The organism is Mesorhizobium sp. M7A.F.Ca.CA.002.15.2.1 (genome assembly GCF_003998715.1).
Classification (GTDB): Bacteria; Pseudomonadota; Alphaproteobacteria; order Rhizobiales; family Rhizobiaceae; genus Mesorhizobium; species Mesorhizobium ciceri.
The window spans coordinates 23,755-45,196 of record NZ_RZPI01000002.1 but is presented as its reverse complement, the minus strand read 5'-3'; the positions used below and the strand labels follow the sequence as shown (position 1 = coordinate 45,196).

Here is a 21,442-nt window from a genome sequence, read left to right as displayed (position 1 = left end):
GACCCAACACCGTGCTCGGCGGAAAAAGAACCGCCAATCTCCCGCAGTTGTTGGTACAGGACGCTCTCGGCAGCCTCCGCTACGTCAGGCGCCAGCGGACCCTGACGGTTGAGGATGATATGCAGGTTTCCATCGGCCAGGTGACCGAAGACATAGGGCGCCAGACCCGGTTCGATCGCTGCGAGCCGGGGCAGGATTCTGTCGAGATAGGCCGGAATTTCCGACAGAGGCACCGACACGTCGAAGGAAGGCGCTTGGGGATGGGCGCGATAGAGCACGCCGGTGTCCTCGCGCAACCGCCACAGGTCTTCCTCTTGCCGCCGCGAGCCGGCAATGATGCCGGTGGCTTCAGGATAGCGCTCCATCACTTCCGAATAGATCCGCTCGAAATCTTCGCGCAGCGCCTCTTCGCGCGCGCCGCCAAGCGACAGCAGCAGGAACAGCGGCTGGTCGAGCGGCACGCTCGGTTCGGACCATTCATGCGCGGCTGCGGCCAGGCTGAAATACGAGGTCCACATCGCCTCCGCCGCGCGCAAATGTCCCGCATCCGATTCAAGCGCCAGACGAATGACTTGCAGCGCCGCTTCGACAGACGGCAGCCCGAAAAGCGCGGTGGCGGTGGCTCGGGGCGAAGGGTCGAGCTTGACGACCACGCGGGTCACGATGCCAAGCGTGCCCTCCGCACCGATGAAGAGATGCTTCAGATCGTAGCCGGCGGAATTCTTCACCACCCGCGTCAGATCGGAATAGACCGATCCATCGGCCAGCACGGCCTCCAGGCCAAGGACGCGGTGGCGCATGACCCCGTTGCGAAAGGCCATCACGCCACCCGCATTCGTGGAAACCATGCCGCCGATCGTCGCCGAACCGCGCGCGGCAAGATCGATACCGGGCTCCAGGCGGTGCTCAAATGCGGCAGACTGCAAAGCTTCGAGCGTAACACCGGCACCGACGATCGCCACGCGCTCGACGGGATCGAGCCGCTCGATCCGGTTCATGCGTGCCAGGGAAAGAACGATCTCGCCCGGCCGCGAGACACTTCCGCCGACCAGGCCGGTCCGCCCGCCCTGCGGCACGATCGGAATCTCATTTTGACTGCAGATGCGCACCACCGCGGCGACCTCGCCGGTCGATGAAGGCGCAACGACGATGCCGGCGGCGCAATCCGTCCCGTTCGAACCAAGGTCGATCGCCCCGGCATCATCACCGATCCGCACATTCGAGGCGCCAACGACATGGCGGATCGCGTCGACAACCGACAACGGCACCGCTTGCTCGATCCAGTTCGTTTGCCTGGGAGACGCGTGGCCGCTCATCGCCCAGCCAATCCCTGAAGCGCCGTGATCAGCCGGTCGTTGTCGGCCGGCAAGCCGATGGTGGCGCGCAGATAGTGCTCGTAGCCGGCTTCGCGCCACGCCTTGACGATGATCCCCTGCTTCAGGAGACCGGCGGCAACGCTGGAGCTGTCGCCCTTGCAGTCGAAGAACAGGAAGTTTGTCTGCGACTGGGCAACCCGGAAACCAAGGCCCGTAAGTGCGGCGGCGGTGCGCACGCGCTCGGCTCTGACGCGGCCCGCCGACGCCTTCATCCAGCTTTCGTCGGCCAGTGCCGCAATAGCGGCGACCTGTGCTGCCGCATTGACGTTGAACGGCGTCTTGGCGGCCGCGATCACTCTTGCCAGTTCGAAGCCCGAACAAACGGCATAGCCAACGCGCAGCCCCGCCAGGCCATAAGCCTTCGAAAATGTGCGCAGCACGACATGGTCGATGCTGCTGTTGCGCAGGACCTCGATGCCGTCGGGCGCGCCGGGATCGGCGAATTCGAAATAGGCCTCGTCCAGGACAAGAAGCGTGCCGGGTCGCACGGCGCCGATCAGCCGTCGCAGGCCAGCGTGGTCGAGACCCGGCCCGACCGGATTCCACGGCGAGGATATGAAAACGATCCGTGGCCCAACGGCGATCGCCGCTTCGAGCGCGGCAAGATCGAACCCCATCTCGGGTTTCATCGCAATCTTGACGACATCGGCACCGGCAGCCAGCGGCTCTATCTCATGCAGCCCGAAGCTCGGCACCGTGGTGACGACCGAGGCGCCCGGCACCAGGACGGCGCGCGAGATGGCGGCGATCATCTCCTCGGAACCATTGCCGGCAACGATCATGCCAGGATCGATCGCCAGTTTTTCGCCAAGCGCCGCCCGCAGCGCCGTGCAGGCCGGATCGGCATAGCGCCATGGCTCGAAGGATGAGGAGGCCAATGCGGCCATGACGGCGGGAGAACACCCATCCGGGTTCTCGTTGCTGGCCAGCCGGGCGACATCGTTGCGGCCACTCAGCGCCCGCGCCATCGCGATGTTCATGCCGGCATTGTAGGGCGGCAAGGCGGCGATATGCGGATTGAGCGGCAGGCTCGACGCTGGTTTGACCGACTGTTCCAAATCCCGACTTCCGTTTCCCCGCGCCCACGCGCGGCAATCTTGTCAAATATCGAGGACGACTGATCCGCGCGGCTTGGAGCAGCACAACAGCACTTCGCTGCTTCCAAGCTCGTCCAGCGGTTCCTCGAAATAGGCGATGTCGCCCGAGATCAGCCGCGACTTGCATGTGCCGCAGATGCCGGCCCGGCAGCTGAATTCCGGCAACAGACCTTGGTTCTCGGCGAAGTCGAGCAACGATACGGCCGAGCCATCCCAGACGGCCGTCAGGCCCGACTTCCGAAATTCCACGGTTGTCGCTTCCCCGGCCGGCTCGATCCTTGCCGGCTGCGCTGGAACCGCGGGAACTCGCACTGCATCGGGCTCAAGCACCGTCGCCGGGCCGAAGAATTCGTAGGCAATGCGATACCTTGGCGCGCCAAGCTCGCGCAGCATGACGTAGATCGCCTGCATGAACGGCGGCGGGCCACAGAGGTAGAAATCATAGTCATCGATCGGCAGCAAACGCTGCAGCACGTCCCGCGAAATCATGCCTTCGCTATGAAAGCGCTGCTCGGCCTTGTCGCGCTCGGACGGGAGCCGGTAGCAGAAGTGTGCGGTCAGGCCGGGACGGGTCGAGACCAGGTCGGTCACCTCATCGCGCAAGGCATGCACATCGCCGTTGTCGCAGGCGTGAATGAAGACGGCACGGCGGTCCGGCAACGAAGCCAACGCATGCAGCATCGACACCATCGGCGTCAGCCCGACGCCGCCGCTGAGCAGCACGACTGGACGGTTGCTGGCCTTGTCGAGCACGAAATCGCCGCGCGGCCCTTCCGCCTGAAGCACATCACCGACGTCGATACGGTCATGCAGGAAGCACGAGCTTATCCCATCGGGAAGCCCCGGCCCGGGTGCTGCCTCACGCTTCACACTGATCCGATAGGAAGCGCTGTCTGGGGAACAGGAGATACTGTAGTTGCGCAGCACATATCCCCTTTCGCCGGCGGCCTCCCGCGCTACCGGAATCCGGAACACCAGGAACTGGCCCGGCTGGAAGTCGCGCCAGTCCTGTGGATCGACCGGCTCGAGATGGAATGAAGTGATGAGGGCGCTTTCGCGCACCTTCGCGACCAATTTCAGGTCGCGAAATCCGCTTCTTGCGATGGTGTCGCGAGCGGTGAATGCATTCATTCGGCAGCTGCCAATTGCTGGCTCTCGCTGGCGATCAGCTTGGCCAGGTTCCGGCGAAAGCGCAGCGGTCCGACATCTATCTTCAGATCGAGATTGGGCGTGCGCTTGTTTGCCATGCCCTTGTGCACGGCATTGAGCACGGTGCGGTCCTCGTCGAAGGCGCCGCGCACAGAGGTGGCGAACTGGCGGGAAACCTCCAAATCGTCGGGGGCGAAATTGCGCATCTGGAACCAGTAATATTTCGTCTGGTTCTCATCGACCGGCGTCATGAAGTTGTAGCTGTCCATGAGGAACACGTCCTCGTGCAGCGGCTTGCCCTCGCCGCCGGTGCGGGCCGGCACGAAGATCGCCTTGATGATGGCGTTGGAGGGGTAGCGCACTTCGTAGTGCTGCTTGCGGTCGCAATTGCCTGAGAATTTGAGGAAAGGCGCATAGAAGGGCGCCGGCGCGGCATCGACCACCCAGCGCCACACGGTCACGCCGTCCGCGCCTACGGTGGTTTCGAGTGGCGCATCCTCCATCGCCTGAACGCCGCCGAAGGAGGACTGGTGGACCCAAGACACATGCGAGGGGTCGAGCAGGTTGTCGGTCATGTAGAGGTAGTTGCAATCGAGCGCCATGGACTCGCCGCGATTGACGCCCCATGCCGGATCGCCCCAGTGGTCGACCGCGAAAATCAGCGCGGGGTCGGCCTTTGCCGCTTCGCCCATCCATATCCACAGCAGCCCGTAACGTTCGGCGATCGGATAGGAACGAACGCATGCCACATGCGGTATCTTTTCAGCACCGGGCACGCGCGTACAGGTTCCGGTGCTGTCGAAGGTCAGCCCGTGATAGCCGCATTCGACAGTGTCGCCCTTGATGCGGCCCATGGACAGCGGCAGCTTGCGGTGGGGACAGGCATCCTCGAGCGCCGCCACCACGCCATCGGTCCGGCGGTAGAGGACAATGTCCTCGCCAAGTATCCGGGTCGGCACCAGCCTGTCGGCGACCTCATGGTCCCATGCGGCAACGTACCAGCAGTTTCGAAGAAACATGGCGTCCTCCCGAGCTTGTGACGCCTAAACGAATATCTTGCGGGCCTGGGACGACATAGGGCTTGCATCTGTGTTCTATTTTAGAAAAACTAAATCAAGCTGACCCCAGGATTGTTGCCCAGGTGAAGAAGACGCCCCCACTGCGTGCGATACAGGCCTTCGAGGCTTTCGGCAGGCGTGGCAGTGTGACGGCGGCCGCCAACGAACTCGGCGTCTCCGTCGGCGCGGTCAGCCAGCAGATCCGCAAGGCCGAAGACGCGCTGGAGGCGCGGCTTTTGGAACGGCGCGGCAGGAGTGTCGCCCTCACCGCGCTGGGCCGCGTTTACCACGCAGCGGTTGCCGTCGGCTTCGAACACATTCGCGACGCCCAGGATCTCATCGAACAGGCCCGGTCCGCGGACACTTTGACCATCTCCTGCCTGCCGTCGTTGGCCAGCAAATGGATCGGCCCGCAGCTCCTGGATTGGCAGGTCGACCACCCCGGCGCGACCGTGCGGCTGGTGGGCGCCGAGACGGAGCCAAGGCTGGGCGCCGAACAAGTTGACTTCCGTATTTCGTACGGCACGAAATATCGTGATTTCGAGCACTACACCGAACTGTTCACCGACTGGGTGGTGCCGGCCTGCTCGCCGACGCTGCTGGCGAAACATCCGGTCGGCAAGCCCGCCGATATTCTCGATCTGCCGCTTCTCAGCATCGAATGGGCCCGCGATCACCGCTCGCCGCCGACATGGGCGGAATGGGCCGCAAGCATCGGCGCGGTGCACCGCAGAACATCCGGCGAAGTGGCCTTTTCCCTGTCGAGCGCGGCGATCGATGCGGCGGCCAACGGAAGGGGCTTTGTGCTGGCGCAACTGTCGATGGCTGCCGACGATATCGCGTCGGGCAGGCTCGTCGCCCCGTTCGACAAGCGGATCAGGCTGCCGGAACCTTATTTTTTGGCTTGGGATCGGGCCATTCTTGAGAAGCCTTTTGGTCCTGAGCTGCGAGCCTGGATTGTTTCGATTTCCAAGCGACTGGGCGCAACCTTAGCCGGATAGCCGAACACCGATCTGGAGACACAAGTTTGCATCTGCCGAGTTCGCGCGCACCAGCGTCTTAAGAGATCCAGACATTGGTCGGCGGTGTGCGGTCCCACGGATTGCTTCAGTTTGCCCTAGATATCTCGACAAAAGTCCGCTTTTTTCGCCCTTCTTGCACCGCTAGCCGTCGGGCGGCTTTGCGACCCAAAACAGCAGCGTTCGCGCCCTCAAGTCAACAGGGGTTCACTCAACTTCCCTGCTGTACGAGATCCCGGCGAACTCGGAGCCCCTGCTTGAGCAAATTCCGACGTACACGAAGTCCTGGCCCCGCCCACAATCGTAACGCCGGCTTCCTCATCAGCGTCCTGTAACCGGCGACGGGTCTCCAACGTGCCCGTGTCGTCATTGCCTGTAACAATTAGATCAAAAGTTTTCTGGCCTGCGAGAGGCGGCCTGCTGTTTTGCTCGAATCACTTGCGATGGAAGGTGCGGCGTTTCGGTGGCAGCCCCAGCGCGCTTTGAAATGGGATAATCCCTCGCAGATCGCCTTTGCAACGGGGATACCAATCTCGGATCGCGAAAGATCGGCGAACCAGACCTGCGAACCACAAACTTCGCCGATTTCATTCAGCAGGTCGGTGACGTTGCTTTCGCCAGCGCTTTCCAGGCCGTCGGCAGGCTTGCCGATGGCGAAACGAAAGTTGCGCACGTCAGCGAAACGCTTCCAGCGGGTCATCCGACAATCGTCATCGCTCATCGTTTTATTACGGGGCCGTTCTGCCCTTTCGGCATGGGCCTGCATTGCAGCTTCGGATTGTATCAATTCCAAAAACGCGGACCGGGCGGCAGCAACCATATCGAAGCTGCACCCGAAACCCACCGCCATATGCTCGCCACTGTCTTCGCAGCTGATCGCCGCCGTCACAATGGCCGTGCGGAAGGACGAGATATCGAGAAGCCAGAGCCTGCGTCCCGTTTCTTGGCGATGCTGCTGGATGTGAGACGCCAAGCCTTGGTCATCAAGCCGCGCGATATCCAGCCGCTTTCTCAGGGAGCCTCGGTGCCACCATATCCCTGTGGCGTCTCGTTCGACGAGTTCAAGCAAGGCGCGGGTTCTTGCATCCGCCCGCGTTGTGCCAGCGGCGCAACCATTGGTGTCGACGTTCAAGCTGCAATCGCCATATGCGACGTCACCAAAGCGGCCATAGCAGAGAAACGCCGGACAAAGCGCGACCCTATCGTCATGGAAGCTGCGAACGGACGCCCATAGCTGGGGATTGTTCAGATGATCCGTTGAAGGGATACTGTCCCAGCCACGCCACATTCTGTTGAGCCGATCGCGATGTCGGATCTGTTCCAGCGAAAAGCCCAATACCTGAATCGCATCGATCCTCATTCCATCGCCTGGAGAGCCGATGCGTGCTGACGCCGTGACGTCTTCGGCTCTGCAGGCCCAGCTGGAAATCTCCGCGGCCTCTCCGAGGCAAGACAGCACGGCCGTGCCGGCATCAAAGCCTTTGCCACTTGCCGTGAATCGTTTCTCATTCCCTTCGAATGGAGCAATGTTGGACATAGCCAGGAATCCACCCGGAACATCGAACACTTCAACGCCAATGTCGTGCCGTGTCGCGAAGTGCAAAAGGGGCAGCCCATTCTCGGGCGCAGCGACAAGGGTCGCAGCCAGATTCTCCAAAACATCCAAATCATCTTCACTCGACTGGCGGTCCCAGGTCGGGTCGTCTTGGTTCACCGTCATCGGCCGGCCGTGATGCATCAGCAGAGCAAGCGTTGTCCAATGCGACCCGCGCAACAGCATGTTGGCTCTTTCAATATCTTGGCTTCTGCTGTTTACGTAGGGTAAGCGGTGGCGCCCGTTGGCGACCGAGACGATAGCCGGCGGAGTTGACAATTTCCACAGACGGTCTGGCGATTAGGCTAATCGGCGGTTTCGAGCTTCGCAAGGGCTCGGAGACGTTCTCGTTGGGCAAGCGGAAGGCCTGCGCGATTCTCGCCTATCTGTTACTGAGCGGCAGGTCACGCGAGACGCGCGGGCGACTGGCGGCATTGCTTTGGAGCGAGCAGGACGAGGAGCATGCGCGCGGATCACTGCGCCAGTGCATAAAGGATCTCCGACGCCTGGCAAGCGAGACCAGGCTTAATTACCTCGCGGTCGACAAGCTCGTCCTGGGAATCGATCCGACTGCAATCCGTTCCGACATCGATGAGCTTGAACGTGCGCTCGACGACCGCAATTATGACGGTGCGCTGCTCCTGCTGGCCAAAGCCAGGGATGGACTTTGCGCCGGGTTGGACGATTGCGATCCTGTCTTCGACAACTGGCTGAGAATGCAGTCGACGATGATAACCGACAGGCTGGTGACACGGCTCGCAGCCTGGCTGGCGGCCGAGACAGACCCGAGACAGCGCAAATCCATCGCTGCGTGCATCCTGCAACTTGATCCGTTTTTCGACGATGCCGTGGTGGAGACCATTCGGAGGGTCTGTGAGGAAAGCGGTTATGCCCGCGCCCTAGCGTTCTTCGACCGCTACGCGGCCGAACTCAAAGCGGACATGGATCTGCGACCACCGGCAGAAATCCTCCACCTTCTAGAGGCGCTCAAGCCGGGCAACGACGGTGAAAAGCGGGCGGCTGACCCCGACCTTGCGCAAAGCGATCACGACAGCCGCATCCCAGGGAAGCCGACAATCGCCATCATCATTGCCAGGCGCGAAGCAGAGAACGAGCACCTGCAATTTGCCTTGGCGACAGAGCTTCTGGCTTCGATTTCCCGATTTAGGCATTGGACAGCCGTGTCAACGGAGTTGCAAGCCGGTGAATTCTCACTGGATCAGATGCATCAGGCGGCAGGCGAACACGTGGATATCGGCGTCCTCATCCGTCTGATCGACACGGATGGACCAGCAGTGTTCCAAATTACCTGCTATGATTTCCTGCAAGAAGGAGAAGCCTTCGTTCTCACCGTTCCGTCGGATCCGTCTTCCTGGCGCTCGGCCTTCAATGAAGTTTGCGCACGCTTTTCCGCGCGCCTGCAGATTGCCTTGTCCAGTGCCAGGCTGCATCGCATATCGCAAGCTTCCCCGAACCATTTCTCGGCCTATGATTGCTGGCTGGACGGACAGCGGCTTTCGATCATGTGGCGAAAGGACACCGAAGAAGCTGCCATCGCCCGCTACGAGGAAGCCATCCGGCTTGATCCCGATCTGTCCTGCGCTTATTCCAGCCTCGCTGCGGTGCTCAACTCGCGTTGGATCGTCGTTCCGGGTGCATCGTCGATCGAGCAGGATCTAAAGCGCGCATTCGAACTGGCCAAGCGTTCGGTCCTGCTCGACCCATTCGACCACCGCAACCAGGTAAATCTGGCCTGGAGCCACCTTCTGGCGCGACGCTGGGAGCTGGCCGATTTTCACTTCAGCCTTGCACATGAGCAAAATGCCGGGAACCCCGCGACGTTGATCGCCTACGCGCTGGCCAGCTCCTTCATGGGTGATCATCAACGGGCATCGGAGCTTTCGAAGCGCAGTTTCGACCTCAATCCCATGCCCGACGCTCACTATCATGGCTACCAGGCGACCATTGCCTTTCTCGCCAATGATCTGGAGGGGTGCGTGGCCGCTGCGGTCAAGAGCGATCAACTGTTCGCCGACATCCACGGCTGGTCGGCGGCGGCACTTGCGTTGCTGAAACGCAACCGCGAGGCCGGGGATGAGTTCAGACGTTTTCTACGCAACCTAACGGCGGCGTGGCAAGGGCCGGGTAGGCTTGACCGCGCTGTCGCCGTGGAGTGGTTCAAGACCGCTTTTCCGATCCGGTTACCAGTCGATCAGGAGAAGCTGGCCCGTGGCATCGAATTGGCAGCCCAGTCGGGCTGACACGGCCGAACCGTTGCTCGCAATTGCGCCGGGTTTCACTTGCAGCGTGACATCACGTAGTCGCCGAGGCGCTTATGATATGCGCTCAAACGGTTTTTCTTTATTTGATCGGGCGGGCCGGCGTTCGGGTCGAGATTGTAGTGATCGGGAAATGTATAGTCCTCACCGGGTCCATCCGCCGGCGCAATGGTGGCGATCGTTTGCTCGACGTCGCCGGTGAAGGGAAAGGCGATGTTCACGATCAGGTCTTGGTCGAAGTATGGTTGGATGGTGATCTCCTCCCAGGTTTTGTCCCTGGGCGTCATGAACCCACGCAGCAGGTCCTTCATCGCCTCCTGATCTCCACTTCTGAAGATCGCTTGCTTGGCCGGATCCTTGATCAGGTCTCGGATGAATTCGCCAAGCGCCTCGAACTGCACATCTTTGAACTTCACCATGTCCACTTTCCCCGCTAAACCAGATTGAGCACTGTAGCGCTGCCGTTATCAGCGCTATTGAAAACCCTGACTGCCGAGCAGGCCGCCAAGCACTTCATCCGATACCTTCGCAGTATCATTGAGATCGAGCAGTCCTGCCAGCGTTTTTGGCTCTACGTCCGGAATGAGCCTGCGAGAGGTGATATCCGTATCGGCAGCCTTGAACAGTGCGGATGCGATCGTGGCGGCCACCACATAGGAGCCAACTGGGCCAAGATGGCTGCCGTCATTACCAAGAACGGACGCCTCCTGGATGATATAGTAGGAGAGAGGTGTTTGCCTCAGGAACTCCGGGTACCGTTGCAAAGCGGCCCGAAGTCGGCCGGCGTTGTAGACGTAACGTTTGGCGCAGGCGGCCGTGGGAAGCATGTCATTGCCCGTCAGGACCGGCACATCGATACTGTTGTCGCCCAGGGCGGTCTTCACCGCACCGGCCACGTCCTGCCCGGATGGCAAACCAAGGTCGTAACAGCGCCAGCAATCCATGAAGGCAACCGGCCGGACTGTGCCGTTCAATTCCGCACTCAGGCCGGCAATCGTCAGTTCTTTCGACAGGAATGGTCCTATGCGCCGGGCACTTTGAGCTTTCGACGGGGGGTCGGCTGAGGCAAACCGGTTCCAGTCGACAATCCAGTTCTCGGGTATTGGAATCTCCCCACCCGGGCGCAGGCTGGAAAAGGACAGCATTTTGCGCAGATTGGCTGGTTCTTCGACCGACCTGTCGTTCACGACATAGAACTGCCGGACCATGGCGTGGGCAAAGCGCGACGCACCGAAGGTGAATTCCAAAGGCAGCGCATTGAAAGTCTCAAGTGCCGAGACTCCGGCGCCAAGAAAATCGTCACTGGCGAAAAAATGGTCCCATATTTCCGGAGCCAGAACTTTTCTCAGATAGTCGTTGATGATCACAGTGCGGTAAACCGAGGTCAGATAGATCCTGGCACGCTTGTAAGCTTCTGCTGGGTCGGTGCCGATGCCAAGCAGCAGATCCACGATCCTGTTGTGGATGCCCATGAGTGTGCAGAGCAGTTGCGACAGGACAAGATTGTCGTCGTTTCGCGGATCCGCCACCAAGGGCCGATAAGGCGATCGCCGACCCTCGACACTGATAAACTTGCCCGAGAAGTCGATGCGCGGCAAATCACGGCCTTGCATGGTCTTACCGTCGACCGGAAGCATACTGCCTTTCATGCAAGGCAAGCCGATCGGAAAGCGGCAAGCCGACAGGTCCGCCCCATCCGCAACATCGTAGAGATGGGCGTCGACGATTGGCCCCCGCCCATAGAGCCCCGAAAGGTCAAGGCCTTGCGAGGACGCGTTCTTCAAATGATGGGTTTTGCCTGTCGGCTTGGGCAATCCGAATATTTGGCTGAAGACGATGTCATGGAACACGAATTGACCGAAATAGGTAAAGCCGGCTGGTGTAGGGCTGAGATCACTGCCTTCAAGTCCATCGGTCGGGCCGACCATTTCCGCCGTGATGTCCAGCAAGCCCGCCTTGGTGCGGTCGATGGCGCTCTCGTCTTCGGTTGCGTCAAACAAGGCGATCGGCATGTCCGCCAGGGACGGGAAGAGCCTGATGCCTCTCAAGGTCGGCTTGTCGTTGAGGCCGTCGTCTGAATTCTGGTTTGACCGGTTCGGTATGTTGGCGGCTTCGAAGGAGGACGTTTCGCCGTGGAGCATCGAAGTAGACCTCGTTTTCCAGAAGGATGAATGCGGCCAGGCGAGTAGCTTGGCATGAATCCGGGAGTAGAAACAGACTTGCCCGTCGGTGGTCTGAATGGCGCGGCCCCAGAGCAGAGCGACATTGCCGAGGCGATCATGACACTGACGGATCGAGCTTCGGGCCCGCCGAGACGGCGGTGAACAGCACACAGGACAGAATGACGCCCGCACCCAGAAGCCCGTCGGGCGAAAGCCGTTCACCAAGCAGAGCGGCAGCGGAAATGGCGGCGAACACACCCTCTCCGCTGCAAATCACCGCCGCATGGGACGAAGTGGTGTAGCGCTGTGCAGAAGTCTGCAGGCAAAAGCCGACAGCGGTCGAGAACACACCAAGCGTGATGAGTTCTGGCCATGCTGCCATAATTGCCTGAAATGTCATTGTGCCCTGCAGGGCGAAAGGTAGCGTGGCAACGGCCGTGCCGATGAACTGTGCGGCCGCCGTCGCGAAGGGATGGCCATGTGCCTGCACATGCCGCCCGAGTTCGACCGTCCATACTGCAAAACAGATTGCAGTCAGGACGGCGAAAGCGTCGCCGGCGGTTGCCGAACCATTGAAGCCGCCCGCCAGGAGAGCCGATCCCACGACCGTCAGAATTGCGACGAATAGGATCAGTGCACTTGGACGCTCCCTCATGATCAGCCATGCGGCGATCGGCGTGATAACAGTGGAAGCGCTGATAAGGAGGCTCGAGTTCGTCACCGTCGTGCTGACATAGGACAATTGCTGGACCACACAGCCGAGAGCAAAAAGCAGAACCACTCTCGCCACACTTGGAAACCAGCCGGTGTTGGTTTCGGGGTCGCGCTCCCGCACCGCGAATGGCAACGTCACCAGTCCGGCGATCACGCTGGTCAGGAAAACAACCGCCATGGGATCGAGGTGGGCCAGTATGGTCTTGTGGGACACATTGCCCACTCCCCAAATGAGCGCAGCAAGCATTAGCAAGGAATTTGCCTTGAATCTGGACATGATTGATCGCATCACCACAGCGGGCAATGGCTCCAACGGTTTGTGATCGGGTTTGAAAGCGATGATCGGGGCCGACGGACCCCGTCATCGTCGAGGTGGCTGGTGTTGCGCGGAAGAACGCGTCTTTTGGTTCGCGATCTATCCGGGGCCAGCACTCGATATATGTGATCTGCGCAAGACGGGGATGGTGGGCAGCAGGACGGGCGTTGGCGGTTCGTTCTGCTCGAAACTGACGCTGCGCTGAAGAAGCGGAAGGATGGCCTCCGGGGTTGCCGAAACCATTTGCGTGCATCGAGTTGACGAGTTCATGAAGCCAGCCTCGGACATGCTCTCGAAGACGCCGAGAAGTGGTGACCAGAAGCCTTTGAAATTCGCCAGGACCAGCGGCTTGCAGTGCCTTTCCAGCTTGCGAAGCGTCATGACCTCGGTCAGTTCCTCAACGGTTCCGATGCCGCCAGGCAAGGCTACAAATGCATCCGCGTAGTCAAACATGAGCTGTTTGCGGATACTCATGTCGGGAACTGAAATCGTCTGGCATCCCGATAATAGCATTCTCATCCGCTCGATCAGGAACTGCGGGGTGATCGCGATCACGGTTCCACCCCCTTCTGCTGCGGCAATAGCCACCTGGCCCATCAGGCCATCACAGCCACCGCCATAGACCAGGCGAATACCTGCTGCGGCTATCGTCTCGCCAAGGATGGTGGCGCAACGGGCGTGGTCGGGATCGTTGCCAAGCATGGCGCCGCCGAAAACGCAGATCGTGCCGATGCGTCGCTGCAAGGGATAGGAGCGGCCGATCTGTTCTGCGGAATTGTCGGATGATGATCCAAACATGGTGTCTCTCCAAATGAGGTTGGAATAGCGAAGCTTGATCAGCCGGCGGAATGATCGCGGGCTGCGCGAGGTTGGCTCGATCGGAACAGAAGCAGGTCAGCCCAGGACCAGAGCAGGTAACAAACGAGAAGGCTGGCGGGCGTAGACCAATGCTGTGGCTGTTCGACTTCGAATTTGAACAGCGATGCACAGAGTTCTGTCCCGGCGGCGATGAGGGCCGGCAGCCGGCTGAGAAGGACCATGACGCGAAACGGGTCGGGGCCGTATTCCGACAAGTTGAGGATCCGGACACCGGGTCGGTGGCAAGCACTGCCGAATTTTCCAACGGAATGAAGCAGGCCCGATGTCAACGCCAGCAACGGATGGCCAAGTTCAAACAGGGCCAGGCCAAGGCAACCGGCACCAACGCCGGACAGGAAATCACCCAGGCGGTTGAGATTTTCCCTAGGCTTGAGACGTCCGTTCCAGGCGCGATGGTAGATCTCGCCGCTGGCGAAGAAGATCGCCGTCGCCGAGGTCATTGCGATCGCAGCGAAATTGCCCGTCAAATAATGGCTGATGGCGGCCGGCGCGCCTGTCCAGAGGAGTTGGTTCAGATCGCCGGATACGAGAATCTGCGCCGTAATCCCCTGACAAAGACCAATGAGGTTGCCGACATTGTAGGCTCCCCCAGGGCCAGACATCCGTGCCGTTAACGCGCTGCGCCAAGCAAGGAGGCGCGGAGACCGAACCGTGAAGGATGAGGCTGTTTCGCGAGCTGAAATTTCGACTGGGGCTACACGCAGCGGCTTATTGATGTTGAGCGTCATGTCGGGTTCCTCCCTTATGACGCATGCTTTGCAGTGCTCCGCGTGATCTCAACGTGAATTGCGCTGGAATGGGTCCGTCCAGGCTAACAGGCAGATCGCATTGGCGGTTCCTGCAAGGTGACGGTTGATCTACTTCTCTCAATTGCCTCGGCCAGCCTTATCCCGCGGCGAGCTTCTGTGTCGGCGGGGCCTTGCAGCCCTGGCCGACGACATTGTCTAAGCGGATCGCCTGCCGAGCCTCCATTGACAGCCATCCGGATGCACGGGCCGCGAAGACCGGAAATCATCTCTCGACGATCATGCGAAGACACCGGGGAACGATGATCGTTATTTCACGCTGAATTACGCTGAGTTGCCCAACATCACAGCCGCAACGCCAGACTGACATCCGCAAAAGGCTGAGCGGTCGAACCTGAACCTCAACTGAATCCAAGGATGGAATTCGATCATGCTACGCAGCTTGACGAAAACATTCACCGCCATCTCGACAATCGCCGTTCTCATGGCACCTCTGATGACTCCCAATGCGGCCTACGCGAACAGCACCACCGTTCCGCGCAAATGCATAAACGGCGTGGCAAGGTGCGCATCTCGCTATCCAGCAAGCTTTCGAGACCACCCATTTCAATTCAGCGGGACAGTGCAACGCACCTTACTCCCGAGGTTGGCGCAACGCTCTCCGGGTCGGCATCCATCTCAAGCTCCTTCGAACGCCCGGCTTGTCTGAGGGTCTTCACAAAATGTTACGTAAGGGAACGTTCGCGCCTGACTCTTCTTAGGCAATCGAGGCGGTTGTCGCCTCGTGCATTGTGAAGGAGAAGAAGAATGCCCAAGCAAGGTGGTAGCCACGAACAGCATGTGAAGGCAGGCCAGCAGAGCCACAAGAATGCCGACAATAAAAACCGTCAGCAACAGCAGGCCGCTGGTGGTGGTCAACGGCAGCAGGGCGATGGATCCGGCATGCGTGGTGGAACCCACGAACAGCACGTGAAAGCTGGCGAACAAAGTCACAAAAACCGCTGATCGCGGGTGATTTCAGCAGACCCACCCCGAAGTATCGGGGTGGGTCTGATTGCATCTGAAAGAGGTGCTATCGACGACGCTGCGGTTAGGGTCGCGAAAGTCGCCCCGGCGACTTTGCCGGGGCGACTTCAGTCAGGACGCCCAGTCAGGCAGCTTGCTCCAGGGCGCGCTCATTGACACCGCCTTCGCCCAGCCCGGAAAGCGCTTCGTCCGTCGCGACCTCCTCTTTCAATGTCTCGTTGAGGAGCTTGACCACGTCGCTCTTGCCAAGCTGTTCAGCCCACGCGACCAACGTGCCGTAGCGCGCGATTTCATAATGTTCGACGGCCTGTGCCGCGCCGACCAGCCCAGCATCCAGGGCTGGGTCGCCCTTGTATTCGTCGAGAATTTCCGACCCTTCCTCAAGAATGCCGTCGATCGCCGGACAGGTTTTGCCGCGCGCCGGTTTGTCCATAAGTTCGAACACTTGCTCGAGCCGATCAACCTGGCCTTCGGTTTCCATGCGATGTTTTTCGAAGGCCGCAGCCACCTCCTCGGATTCGGCGCCCTTTGCCATCTTCGGCAAGGCCTTGAGTATCTTCTTTTCAGCGTAGTAGATGTCCTTCAGCCCATCGAGGAACAAAGCCTCCAGTCCCTTGGTCGTCGCTCTTTTTGCAGTCGCCATGATTTGTCTCCCTTGGATTGTCGTGAAAGCTCACCGGCGGTGTAGCCATGGACTAACTTTCCATGGAAGCAGTTGTTCCCTGGGGGCGACGTGGAAGGGCAGCGCGTCGAACACCGCTTTTATCGAGGGCCGATCGACATCAAAAGGCGATGGACGATGACGGTGTGAGAGCCGCCGGCAGGGGGGACGGAAAGCACCGGGGTTCGTCGCGCTGTATGGAGTAGATGGTGAAAAGAGATACTTCCGATGGGTTCATATACGAAATCATATTTACATATAAAACAAATCATGATGATCTTGCTGTCGTGCAACGGCGGCTAAGGTGGTCGGTTCCGGCGTCCGTCGCCGAGCCTGAATGCCAGCAGATGATCGTGCACAATGAAATCAAAGATGATGTCGCGGTCGAGTGAGCCGTGCATTGGTCGGATGTAGGGAGTGCGGCATGCCCTTTGATGTCATCGTTGTCGGAGCCGGCGCAGCCGGGGCTGTCCTTGCCGCCCGGCTCACCGAAGATGCGGCCACGAACGTGCTTTTGCTGGAAGCGGGGCCGGACTACCGGAGCGGCGAGCAACCTGCCGAGATGGCGAGTCCAAATCCCTTCAACCTGCTGCTTCCCGATCATTTTCAGCAACAATATATGTACCCCGACCTGATGGCTCGCCGCACCAAGCGGCAGGAGCATCGGGTCTACTGGCGCGGCAAGGGGCTTGGCGGTTCGACGGCCGTCAATGGGCAGATTGCCATTCGCGGCGTGCTCCATGCCTTCGACCGCTGGGAGGAAATCGGATGCAAGGGCTGGTCGGGAGCCGACGTGCTGCCCTTCTTCCGCCGGCTGGAGGATGACCCGATCGCGGCTAATTTTCACGGCAGCGATGGCCCGATTCCGATCTACCGCGCGCCTGTCGAAAGCTGGGGAAGCGTCGACAAGGCCATGCGCCAAAGCGCGATGGCCCTCGGCCATCCCTGGCATGACGATCTCAATGCTCCGGATGCCGAAGGGGCTTGCACCTATCCCATCAACAGTCGAGCCGGCAAGCGCGTGTCGGTCAATGACGGCTATCTGGAAGCTGCCCGCGACCGGCCGAACCTCACCATCATCGGGCAGGCGACGGTGGACAAGGTGCTTTTCGATGGCAAGAAAGCGATCGGCGTTTTGGCCATCGTGGCCGGTCAGGTTCGCAAATTCGAGGCGCCGCTGGTCATCGTCTCGGCCGGCGCCATCCACTCTCCAGTCATCCTGCAGCGCTCGGGCATCGGTCCGGCGGCTCTCTTGAATCGAAAGGACATCGAGGTGCTTGCCGACCTGCCGGTCGGCGAAGGTTTCTTCGACCATCCTTATTGCCGCATCGAACTGAAGCTGAAGCCGGAATTCAAGGCGACCGATGTCGACGCGCGGCATACCAACTGCTGTGTGCGGACGAGTTCCGGCGTGCCGGGTGCCGAGCGCGACGACATTCTTTACGTCGCCATGAACCATGGCGGTATCGGCGTGGAATCCGACAGCGCCCAGTTCGGCGAGGCCATGGTCAATCTGATCCTGATGGAAGCCAAGAGCCGGGGCACCGTGCAGTTGCGTTCCGCCAATCCCTTCGACCAGCCGATCGTGGAAGAGAACATGCTGGACGATCCGATGGATCTTCAGCGCATGCGTATCGCCTATCGCCACCTTGGCGAGATTGCCCGGCAAGCGCCGATCCAGGCGATCGCCGAGCGCGTCCTGCTGGGGGATTCCGATCTGCCTTTGTCATGGCTCGAAATGGCAAGCGACGAGGAGGTCGACAATTTCCTGCTGGCGCAGTCTTCCGATGCGCAGCATGGGATCGGCGGCTGTTGCATGGGTAGGCCCGGTGAGGCCGTGGTCGATCCGGAATGCCGGGTCTACGGTTTTGAAGGGCTGCGGGTTATCGATGCGTCGATCATGCCGCTCGATTGCCAGGCAAACACCAATCTGACCTCGATCATGATTGGCGAGAAAATGGCCGACAGCCTGCGCCGGTCCATCTGACAGCTCGCTGCCGAACGGCATACGGTCGCACGGGAGGCCCGCGCAAAAGGCGCGGGCCTTGAATGTCAGCGAGTGACGTCCACGGTAATCGTCTTCAGGTCGCACATTTCCATCAGCGTGTGCCGACCCCCGGTGCGGCCGAGGCCGCTCTGCGTCCCGGCGGCGCCGCCGGCAGGAATATGCGGCTCCCAATAGCAGCTCATCTCGTTGACGTTGACGATACCGACCCTCAGGCTTTCAGCAAAGGCAAAGGCGTTCTTGATGGTGCTGGTGAAGACCGCGGCCGACAGGCCGTAGGGGCTGGACGCCGCAAGTTCCATCGCCTCCTCGTCGGTCTCGAAGGTCAGCACGGGTGCAATCGGCCCGAAGGATTCCTCGACGTTGAGCAGGCTTTCCCGGGTCAGTCCTGTGACGATCGACGGCTCGAAATAGAGATTGGTGGCAAAACCCGACGCCACATTGCCGCCGGTGACGATCTCGGCGCCACGAGCGCGGGCGTCCGCAATGTGGCTGAGCACCTTGTCGACGGCGACCGCATTGTTGATCGGCCCCATCGTCGTCGCGGGATCGAAAGGGTCGCCCATTTTCACCTTCGCGGCCGCTTTCACCAGACCTTCGATAAACCGGTCATGGATGGATTTATGCACCAGCACGCGTTCGGTGGCCGTGCAGATCTGCCCGGCATTGGCAAAGCAGCCGGCCCCCACCTGGGCGGCGGCCATGTCGATATCGGCATCGGCTAGCACGATGGTCGGGCCGTTGCCGCCCATTTCGAGCAGAAGCGGCTTGCCCGCGCCACGCCGGGCGATCGTCGCGCCGGTGGCGGAACTGCCGGTGAAGCCGATGGCATGGGTGCCCGGATGAACGACGGCCTCGTCGCCCACCTCCGCACCATCTCCCAGAACGAGATTGATGGCGCCGTCCGGCAAGCCCGCCTCGATGAAGCATTCGACAAGTGCCGTGGCAATCAGCGATGTCGTCGGCGCCGGCACCCAGACAACGGTGTTGCCCGTTGCGACGGCCGGTCCGAGATAGTAGAGGCAGGGCAGGGCGAGCGGGAAATTCCATGGCGTGATGATGGCAAAGATGCCCTTCGGCTGCAGGAAGCTGAAGGCGCGCTTGTTGGCATCGGCCAGGGGAAACGCCGCCGTCTCCAGCCACTTCATCTGCTCTGCCGCATTGCGGAAACCGAGAGCTGCCGCCGATGCTTCGGCCTTTGCCTCGCTGTGGAAGGGCTTACCCTGTTCCAGGCAGAGCAGGTGGGCAAGCTCTTCGGCGCGCCTGTCGATCGCGTCGGCGATGCGTATGCACAATTGAGCGCGTGCGAAGGTTCCCATCTTGCGCATGGTCCCGCGTGCGCCTTCGGCGGCTTTCACCGCGCGACCGACATCGGCGCGGGTGGAAAGGGAGAGATAGCCGAGATGCTCGCCCGTCGAAGGACTATCGATTTTCAGGAATTTGCCCGAGCTGCCGGCAATCCACTCGCCGCCGATGCGGTTGATGCCGATGCGGGCGGCTGCTTCCGGCTCCGAGACGATCGCCATGCCACGCAGGTTGGGGCCTTCGAGAGAAGATTTGAAATGGACTGTCATCATGCGTTCCTTTGGCCGAATTCGGATTGGATGTTCAAAATGGCGGCGCGGCTGCGTTCCACGGCTGCGATGAAAAGTCTGCTGCCGGCCTCCGCGCTTGCCTGCGATGGCGTGCCGATGACGCCGTTGTCGCGGATGGCTTCGAAACGGCGCCAGACGGTGACGGCCGGCGCGGCGTAAAGGTGAGGATCCGGCCAGGATGGCGGAGTGCCGCCTGGCGGGATGAGATCGCGGCGAACGCTGTCGCCAAGCACATGCATCATCAACGACGTTTCAAGCGCGCAAGCGTGACCGGTGCCTGTGGCGGCATCGGGCAGGGCCTGCGCCGCCACGTCGGCGATGAGATCGAAATACGAGAAACCCGCGGTGACGATGCCACGCTTGCCAAGGGTGGTGATCGCCACCTGGATGGCGGCGCGGTTTCCGCCATGGCCGTTCAGCATGACCGGCAGGAAGCCGTCTTCGGCAAGGCAGGTGCAGAGATCGACGAGAACGGCGATGAAGATCTGCGGGCTGAGGCTCATGGTGCCGGAGAAAGAGCGATGATGCTCGGACGAGCCATAGGCGAAAGGTTCGGCGACACGGATGGAGGCCTGTCCTTCCGCCGCGGCGAGCGCAACCGCTTCCGCAAGCCAGCAATCGACGCCGAGCGGCAGATGCGGGCCATGTTGCTCGACAGCGCCGAGCGGTAGAATGACGACGGGTTTATGCACGCCGGCTGTCGCGTGTCTTTCCGTATCCGGGGAGGTCATCAGCGCAAAGCTGGATCCAGGCGGGATCGGCAAGGCCGGAGCTGGCTCGTTCATCGTGCTGCCTCGACAAGCCGGGCCTTGGCGTAGGTCATGCCGGAATCGGCCAGGAGAGCGACCATGATGATTGCTCCCTTGTAGAGTTCGAGGCTGGACGGGTCCGTGCCGAACACCCGAAGCGCTGTCGTCAGCAGGCTGACGATCAGCGCGCCGACGACCGCGCCCCACACCGTTCCCCTGCCGCCGAAAATACTGGTGCCGCCAAGTACGGCCGCGGCGATCGCGTCCAGAAGCAGCGAGGTCCCGCCGATGTTGGGCGTCACGACCGGCACCCGGCTGATCATGATCACGGCTGTCAGGAAGACGAAGATACTGGAGGCGCAATAGACGAGGATCGTGTGTTTCGTCACCGGGATGCCGGCAAGTTCCGCGGCTCCGGCATCCGATCCGAGCGCATAGGTACGCAGCCCGAAACGGCTGTGCCGCATCAGGATTGCTGCTACGGCGACGATCAGCAGCGTTGCGAAAATGACATTGGGAATGCCGAAGCTGCGTTCGATGCCGACCGCGCGAAGCGTCGGATCCTTCAGCATCAGGACGCCTTTGGAGGCAACGGCAAGCGTTGCGCCCTGCAGCGCGACCATTGTGGCCAATGTCGTCACGAAGGGCGGTATCTTCAACAGTGCGATAACGGCGCCGTTCGCGAGGCCGATCACCACCATCACGGCAAAGCCGACGAGCAAGGCAAGCGGCAGGCTGGCGCCGCCGTCGATCAGGCTGGCGATGAAGACGGCACAGAAGGCGACGCCGACGCCGGCGGACAGGTCGATGCCTGCCGTCAGCAGAACGATCAGGGCGCCAAGCGCCAGTATGGCGATCGGGGTCGCCTGGGCGACGATGTTGATGAGGCTGGCGGTTGAAACGATGCGGGCGTCGATGAGCGCGAAGATCGCCAGCAGGATGACCAGCAGGATCAACGGCGAGAGGTCGAGAAAGCGCCTGCACCAAATGTTCTGTTGGCGGGTCATGAGGGTTCTC

The 21,442-nt window shown here is 60.9% G+C and carries 18 protein-coding genes; 4 read left to right on the top strand and 14 right to left on the bottom strand.

The window, feature by feature from the left end; translation table 11 throughout:
- The 4 genes from ENZ74_RS00395 to ENZ74_RS00380 all read right to left on the bottom strand — a co-directional run.
- Positions 1-1,316: FAD-binding oxidoreductase (locus tag ENZ74_RS00395; RefSeq protein WP_164760934.1), on the bottom strand; the 1,316-nt coding region annotated here is incomplete at its 3' end.
- Complete coding sequence (locus ENZ74_RS00390) at positions 1,313-2,434, bottom strand: aminotransferase class I/II-fold pyridoxal phosphate-dependent enzyme (protein ID WP_082826519.1); 1,122 nt, start codon at positions 2,432-2,434, stop codon at positions 1,313-1,315. The genes ENZ74_RS00395 and ENZ74_RS00390, both read right to left, overlap by 4 nt.
- Before the next feature lie 42 nt (positions 2,435-2,476).
- Positions 2,477-3,604, bottom strand: coding sequence for a 2Fe-2S iron-sulfur cluster-binding protein (locus tag ENZ74_RS00385; protein ID WP_063168716.1), 1,128 nt, complete (start codon positions 3,602-3,604; stop codon positions 2,477-2,479).
- Positions 3,601-4,641: an aromatic ring-hydroxylating dioxygenase subunit alpha gene (locus ENZ74_RS00380; protein WP_013530418.1), complete on the bottom strand. Its 1,041-nt coding sequence runs from the start codon at positions 4,639-4,641 to the stop codon at positions 3,601-3,603. The genes ENZ74_RS00385 and ENZ74_RS00380 overlap by 4 nt, the downstream gene beginning before the upstream one ends.
- Positions 4,642-4,763: 122 nt before the next feature.
- On the opposite strand from ENZ74_RS00380, the gene ENZ74_RS00375 reads away from it, so the two are divergent.
- Positions 4,764-5,681, top strand: coding sequence for a LysR substrate-binding domain-containing protein (locus tag ENZ74_RS00375; RefSeq protein WP_013530419.1), 918 nt, complete (start codon positions 4,764-4,766; stop codon positions 5,679-5,681).
- 400 nt (positions 5,682-6,081) lie between these two features.
- On the opposite strand, the gene ENZ74_RS00370 is transcribed toward ENZ74_RS00375, so the two are convergent.
- Complete coding sequence (locus ENZ74_RS00370) at positions 6,082-7,479, bottom strand: YcaO-like family protein (RefSeq protein WP_063168715.1); 1,398 nt, start codon at positions 7,477-7,479, stop codon at positions 6,082-6,084.
- Positions 7,480-7,643: 164 nt separating this feature from the next.
- Between ENZ74_RS00370 and ENZ74_RS00365 the strand changes: the two genes are divergently transcribed.
- A complete protein-coding gene (locus tag ENZ74_RS00365; RefSeq protein ID WP_063168714.1) occupies positions 7,644-9,554 on the top strand; it encodes a hypothetical protein in 1,911 nt (636 codons plus the stop codon).
- A gap of 35 nt (positions 9,555-9,589) precedes the next feature.
- Here ENZ74_RS00365 and ENZ74_RS00360 read toward each other — a convergent pair whose 3' ends face one another.
- The 5 genes from ENZ74_RS00360 to ENZ74_RS00340 form a co-directional block, all read right to left on the bottom strand.
- Positions 9,590-9,991, bottom strand: coding sequence for a hypothetical protein (locus tag ENZ74_RS00360; RefSeq protein ID WP_013530422.1), 402 nt, complete (start codon positions 9,989-9,991; stop codon positions 9,590-9,592).
- A 54-nt stretch (positions 9,992-10,045) separates the two neighbouring features.
- Positions 10,046-11,713, bottom strand: a complete 1,668-nt coding sequence (locus tag ENZ74_RS00355; RefSeq protein WP_063168713.1) for a peroxidase family protein — start codon at positions 11,711-11,713, stop codon at positions 10,046-10,048.
- A gap of 136 nt (positions 11,714-11,849) precedes the next feature.
- A complete protein-coding gene (locus ENZ74_RS00350; protein WP_244514330.1) occupies positions 11,850-12,725 on the bottom strand; it encodes a DMT family transporter in 876 nt (291 codons plus the stop codon).
- Between the two features lie 138 nt (positions 12,726-12,863).
- Positions 12,864-13,562, bottom strand: coding sequence for a TIGR00730 family Rossman fold protein (locus tag ENZ74_RS00345; protein WP_013530425.1), 699 nt, complete (start codon positions 13,560-13,562; stop codon positions 12,864-12,866).
- Positions 13,563-13,600: 38 nt separating this feature from the next.
- Positions 13,601-14,371 (bottom strand): hypothetical protein, encoded by a 771-nt coding sequence (locus tag ENZ74_RS00340; protein ID WP_013530426.1) that lies wholly within the window; start codon positions 14,369-14,371, stop codon positions 13,601-13,603.
- Positions 14,372-15,196: 825 nt separating this feature from the next.
- Here ENZ74_RS00340 and ENZ74_RS00335 point away from each other — a divergent pair.
- On the top strand, positions 15,197-15,394 hold the full coding sequence (locus ENZ74_RS00335) for a hypothetical protein (protein WP_127312634.1): 198 nt from the start codon (positions 15,197-15,199) through the stop codon (positions 15,392-15,394).
- A gap of 145 nt (positions 15,395-15,539) precedes the next feature.
- Here ENZ74_RS00335 and ENZ74_RS00330 read toward each other — a convergent pair whose 3' ends face one another.
- Entirely contained in the window at positions 15,540-16,058 is a 519-nt protein-coding gene (locus ENZ74_RS00330) for a ferritin-like domain-containing protein (RefSeq protein WP_013530428.1), read from the bottom strand.
- Positions 16,059-16,500: 442 nt separating this feature from the next.
- Here ENZ74_RS00330 and ENZ74_RS00325 point away from each other — a divergent pair, with 442 nt between their 5' ends.
- Positions 16,501-18,063: a GMC family oxidoreductase N-terminal domain-containing protein gene (locus ENZ74_RS00325; protein ID WP_063168709.1), complete on the top strand. Its 1,563-nt coding sequence runs from the start codon at positions 16,501-16,503 to the stop codon at positions 18,061-18,063.
- Between the two features lie 65 nt (positions 18,064-18,128).
- Here ENZ74_RS00325 and ENZ74_RS00320 read toward each other — a convergent pair whose 3' ends face one another.
- The 3 genes from ENZ74_RS00320 to ENZ74_RS00310 are packed head-to-tail and all read right to left on the bottom strand — an operon-like array spanning position 18,129 to position 21,432.
- Positions 18,129-19,658: an aldehyde dehydrogenase family protein gene (locus ENZ74_RS00320; RefSeq protein WP_245465976.1), complete on the bottom strand. Its 1,530-nt coding sequence runs from the start codon at positions 19,656-19,658 to the stop codon at positions 18,129-18,131.
- Positions 19,655-20,461: a creatininase family protein gene (locus tag ENZ74_RS00315; protein WP_013530431.1), complete on the bottom strand. Its 807-nt coding sequence runs from the start codon at positions 20,459-20,461 to the stop codon at positions 19,655-19,657. Before ENZ74_RS00315 ends, ENZ74_RS00320 begins: the two co-directional genes overlap by 4 nt.
- Positions 20,458-21,432, bottom strand: a complete 975-nt coding sequence (locus tag ENZ74_RS00310; RefSeq protein WP_024503985.1) for an ABC transporter permease — start codon at positions 21,430-21,432, stop codon at positions 20,458-20,460. Before ENZ74_RS00310 ends, ENZ74_RS00315 begins: the two co-directional genes overlap by 4 nt.
- Positions 21,433-21,442: the final 10 nt, after the last annotated feature.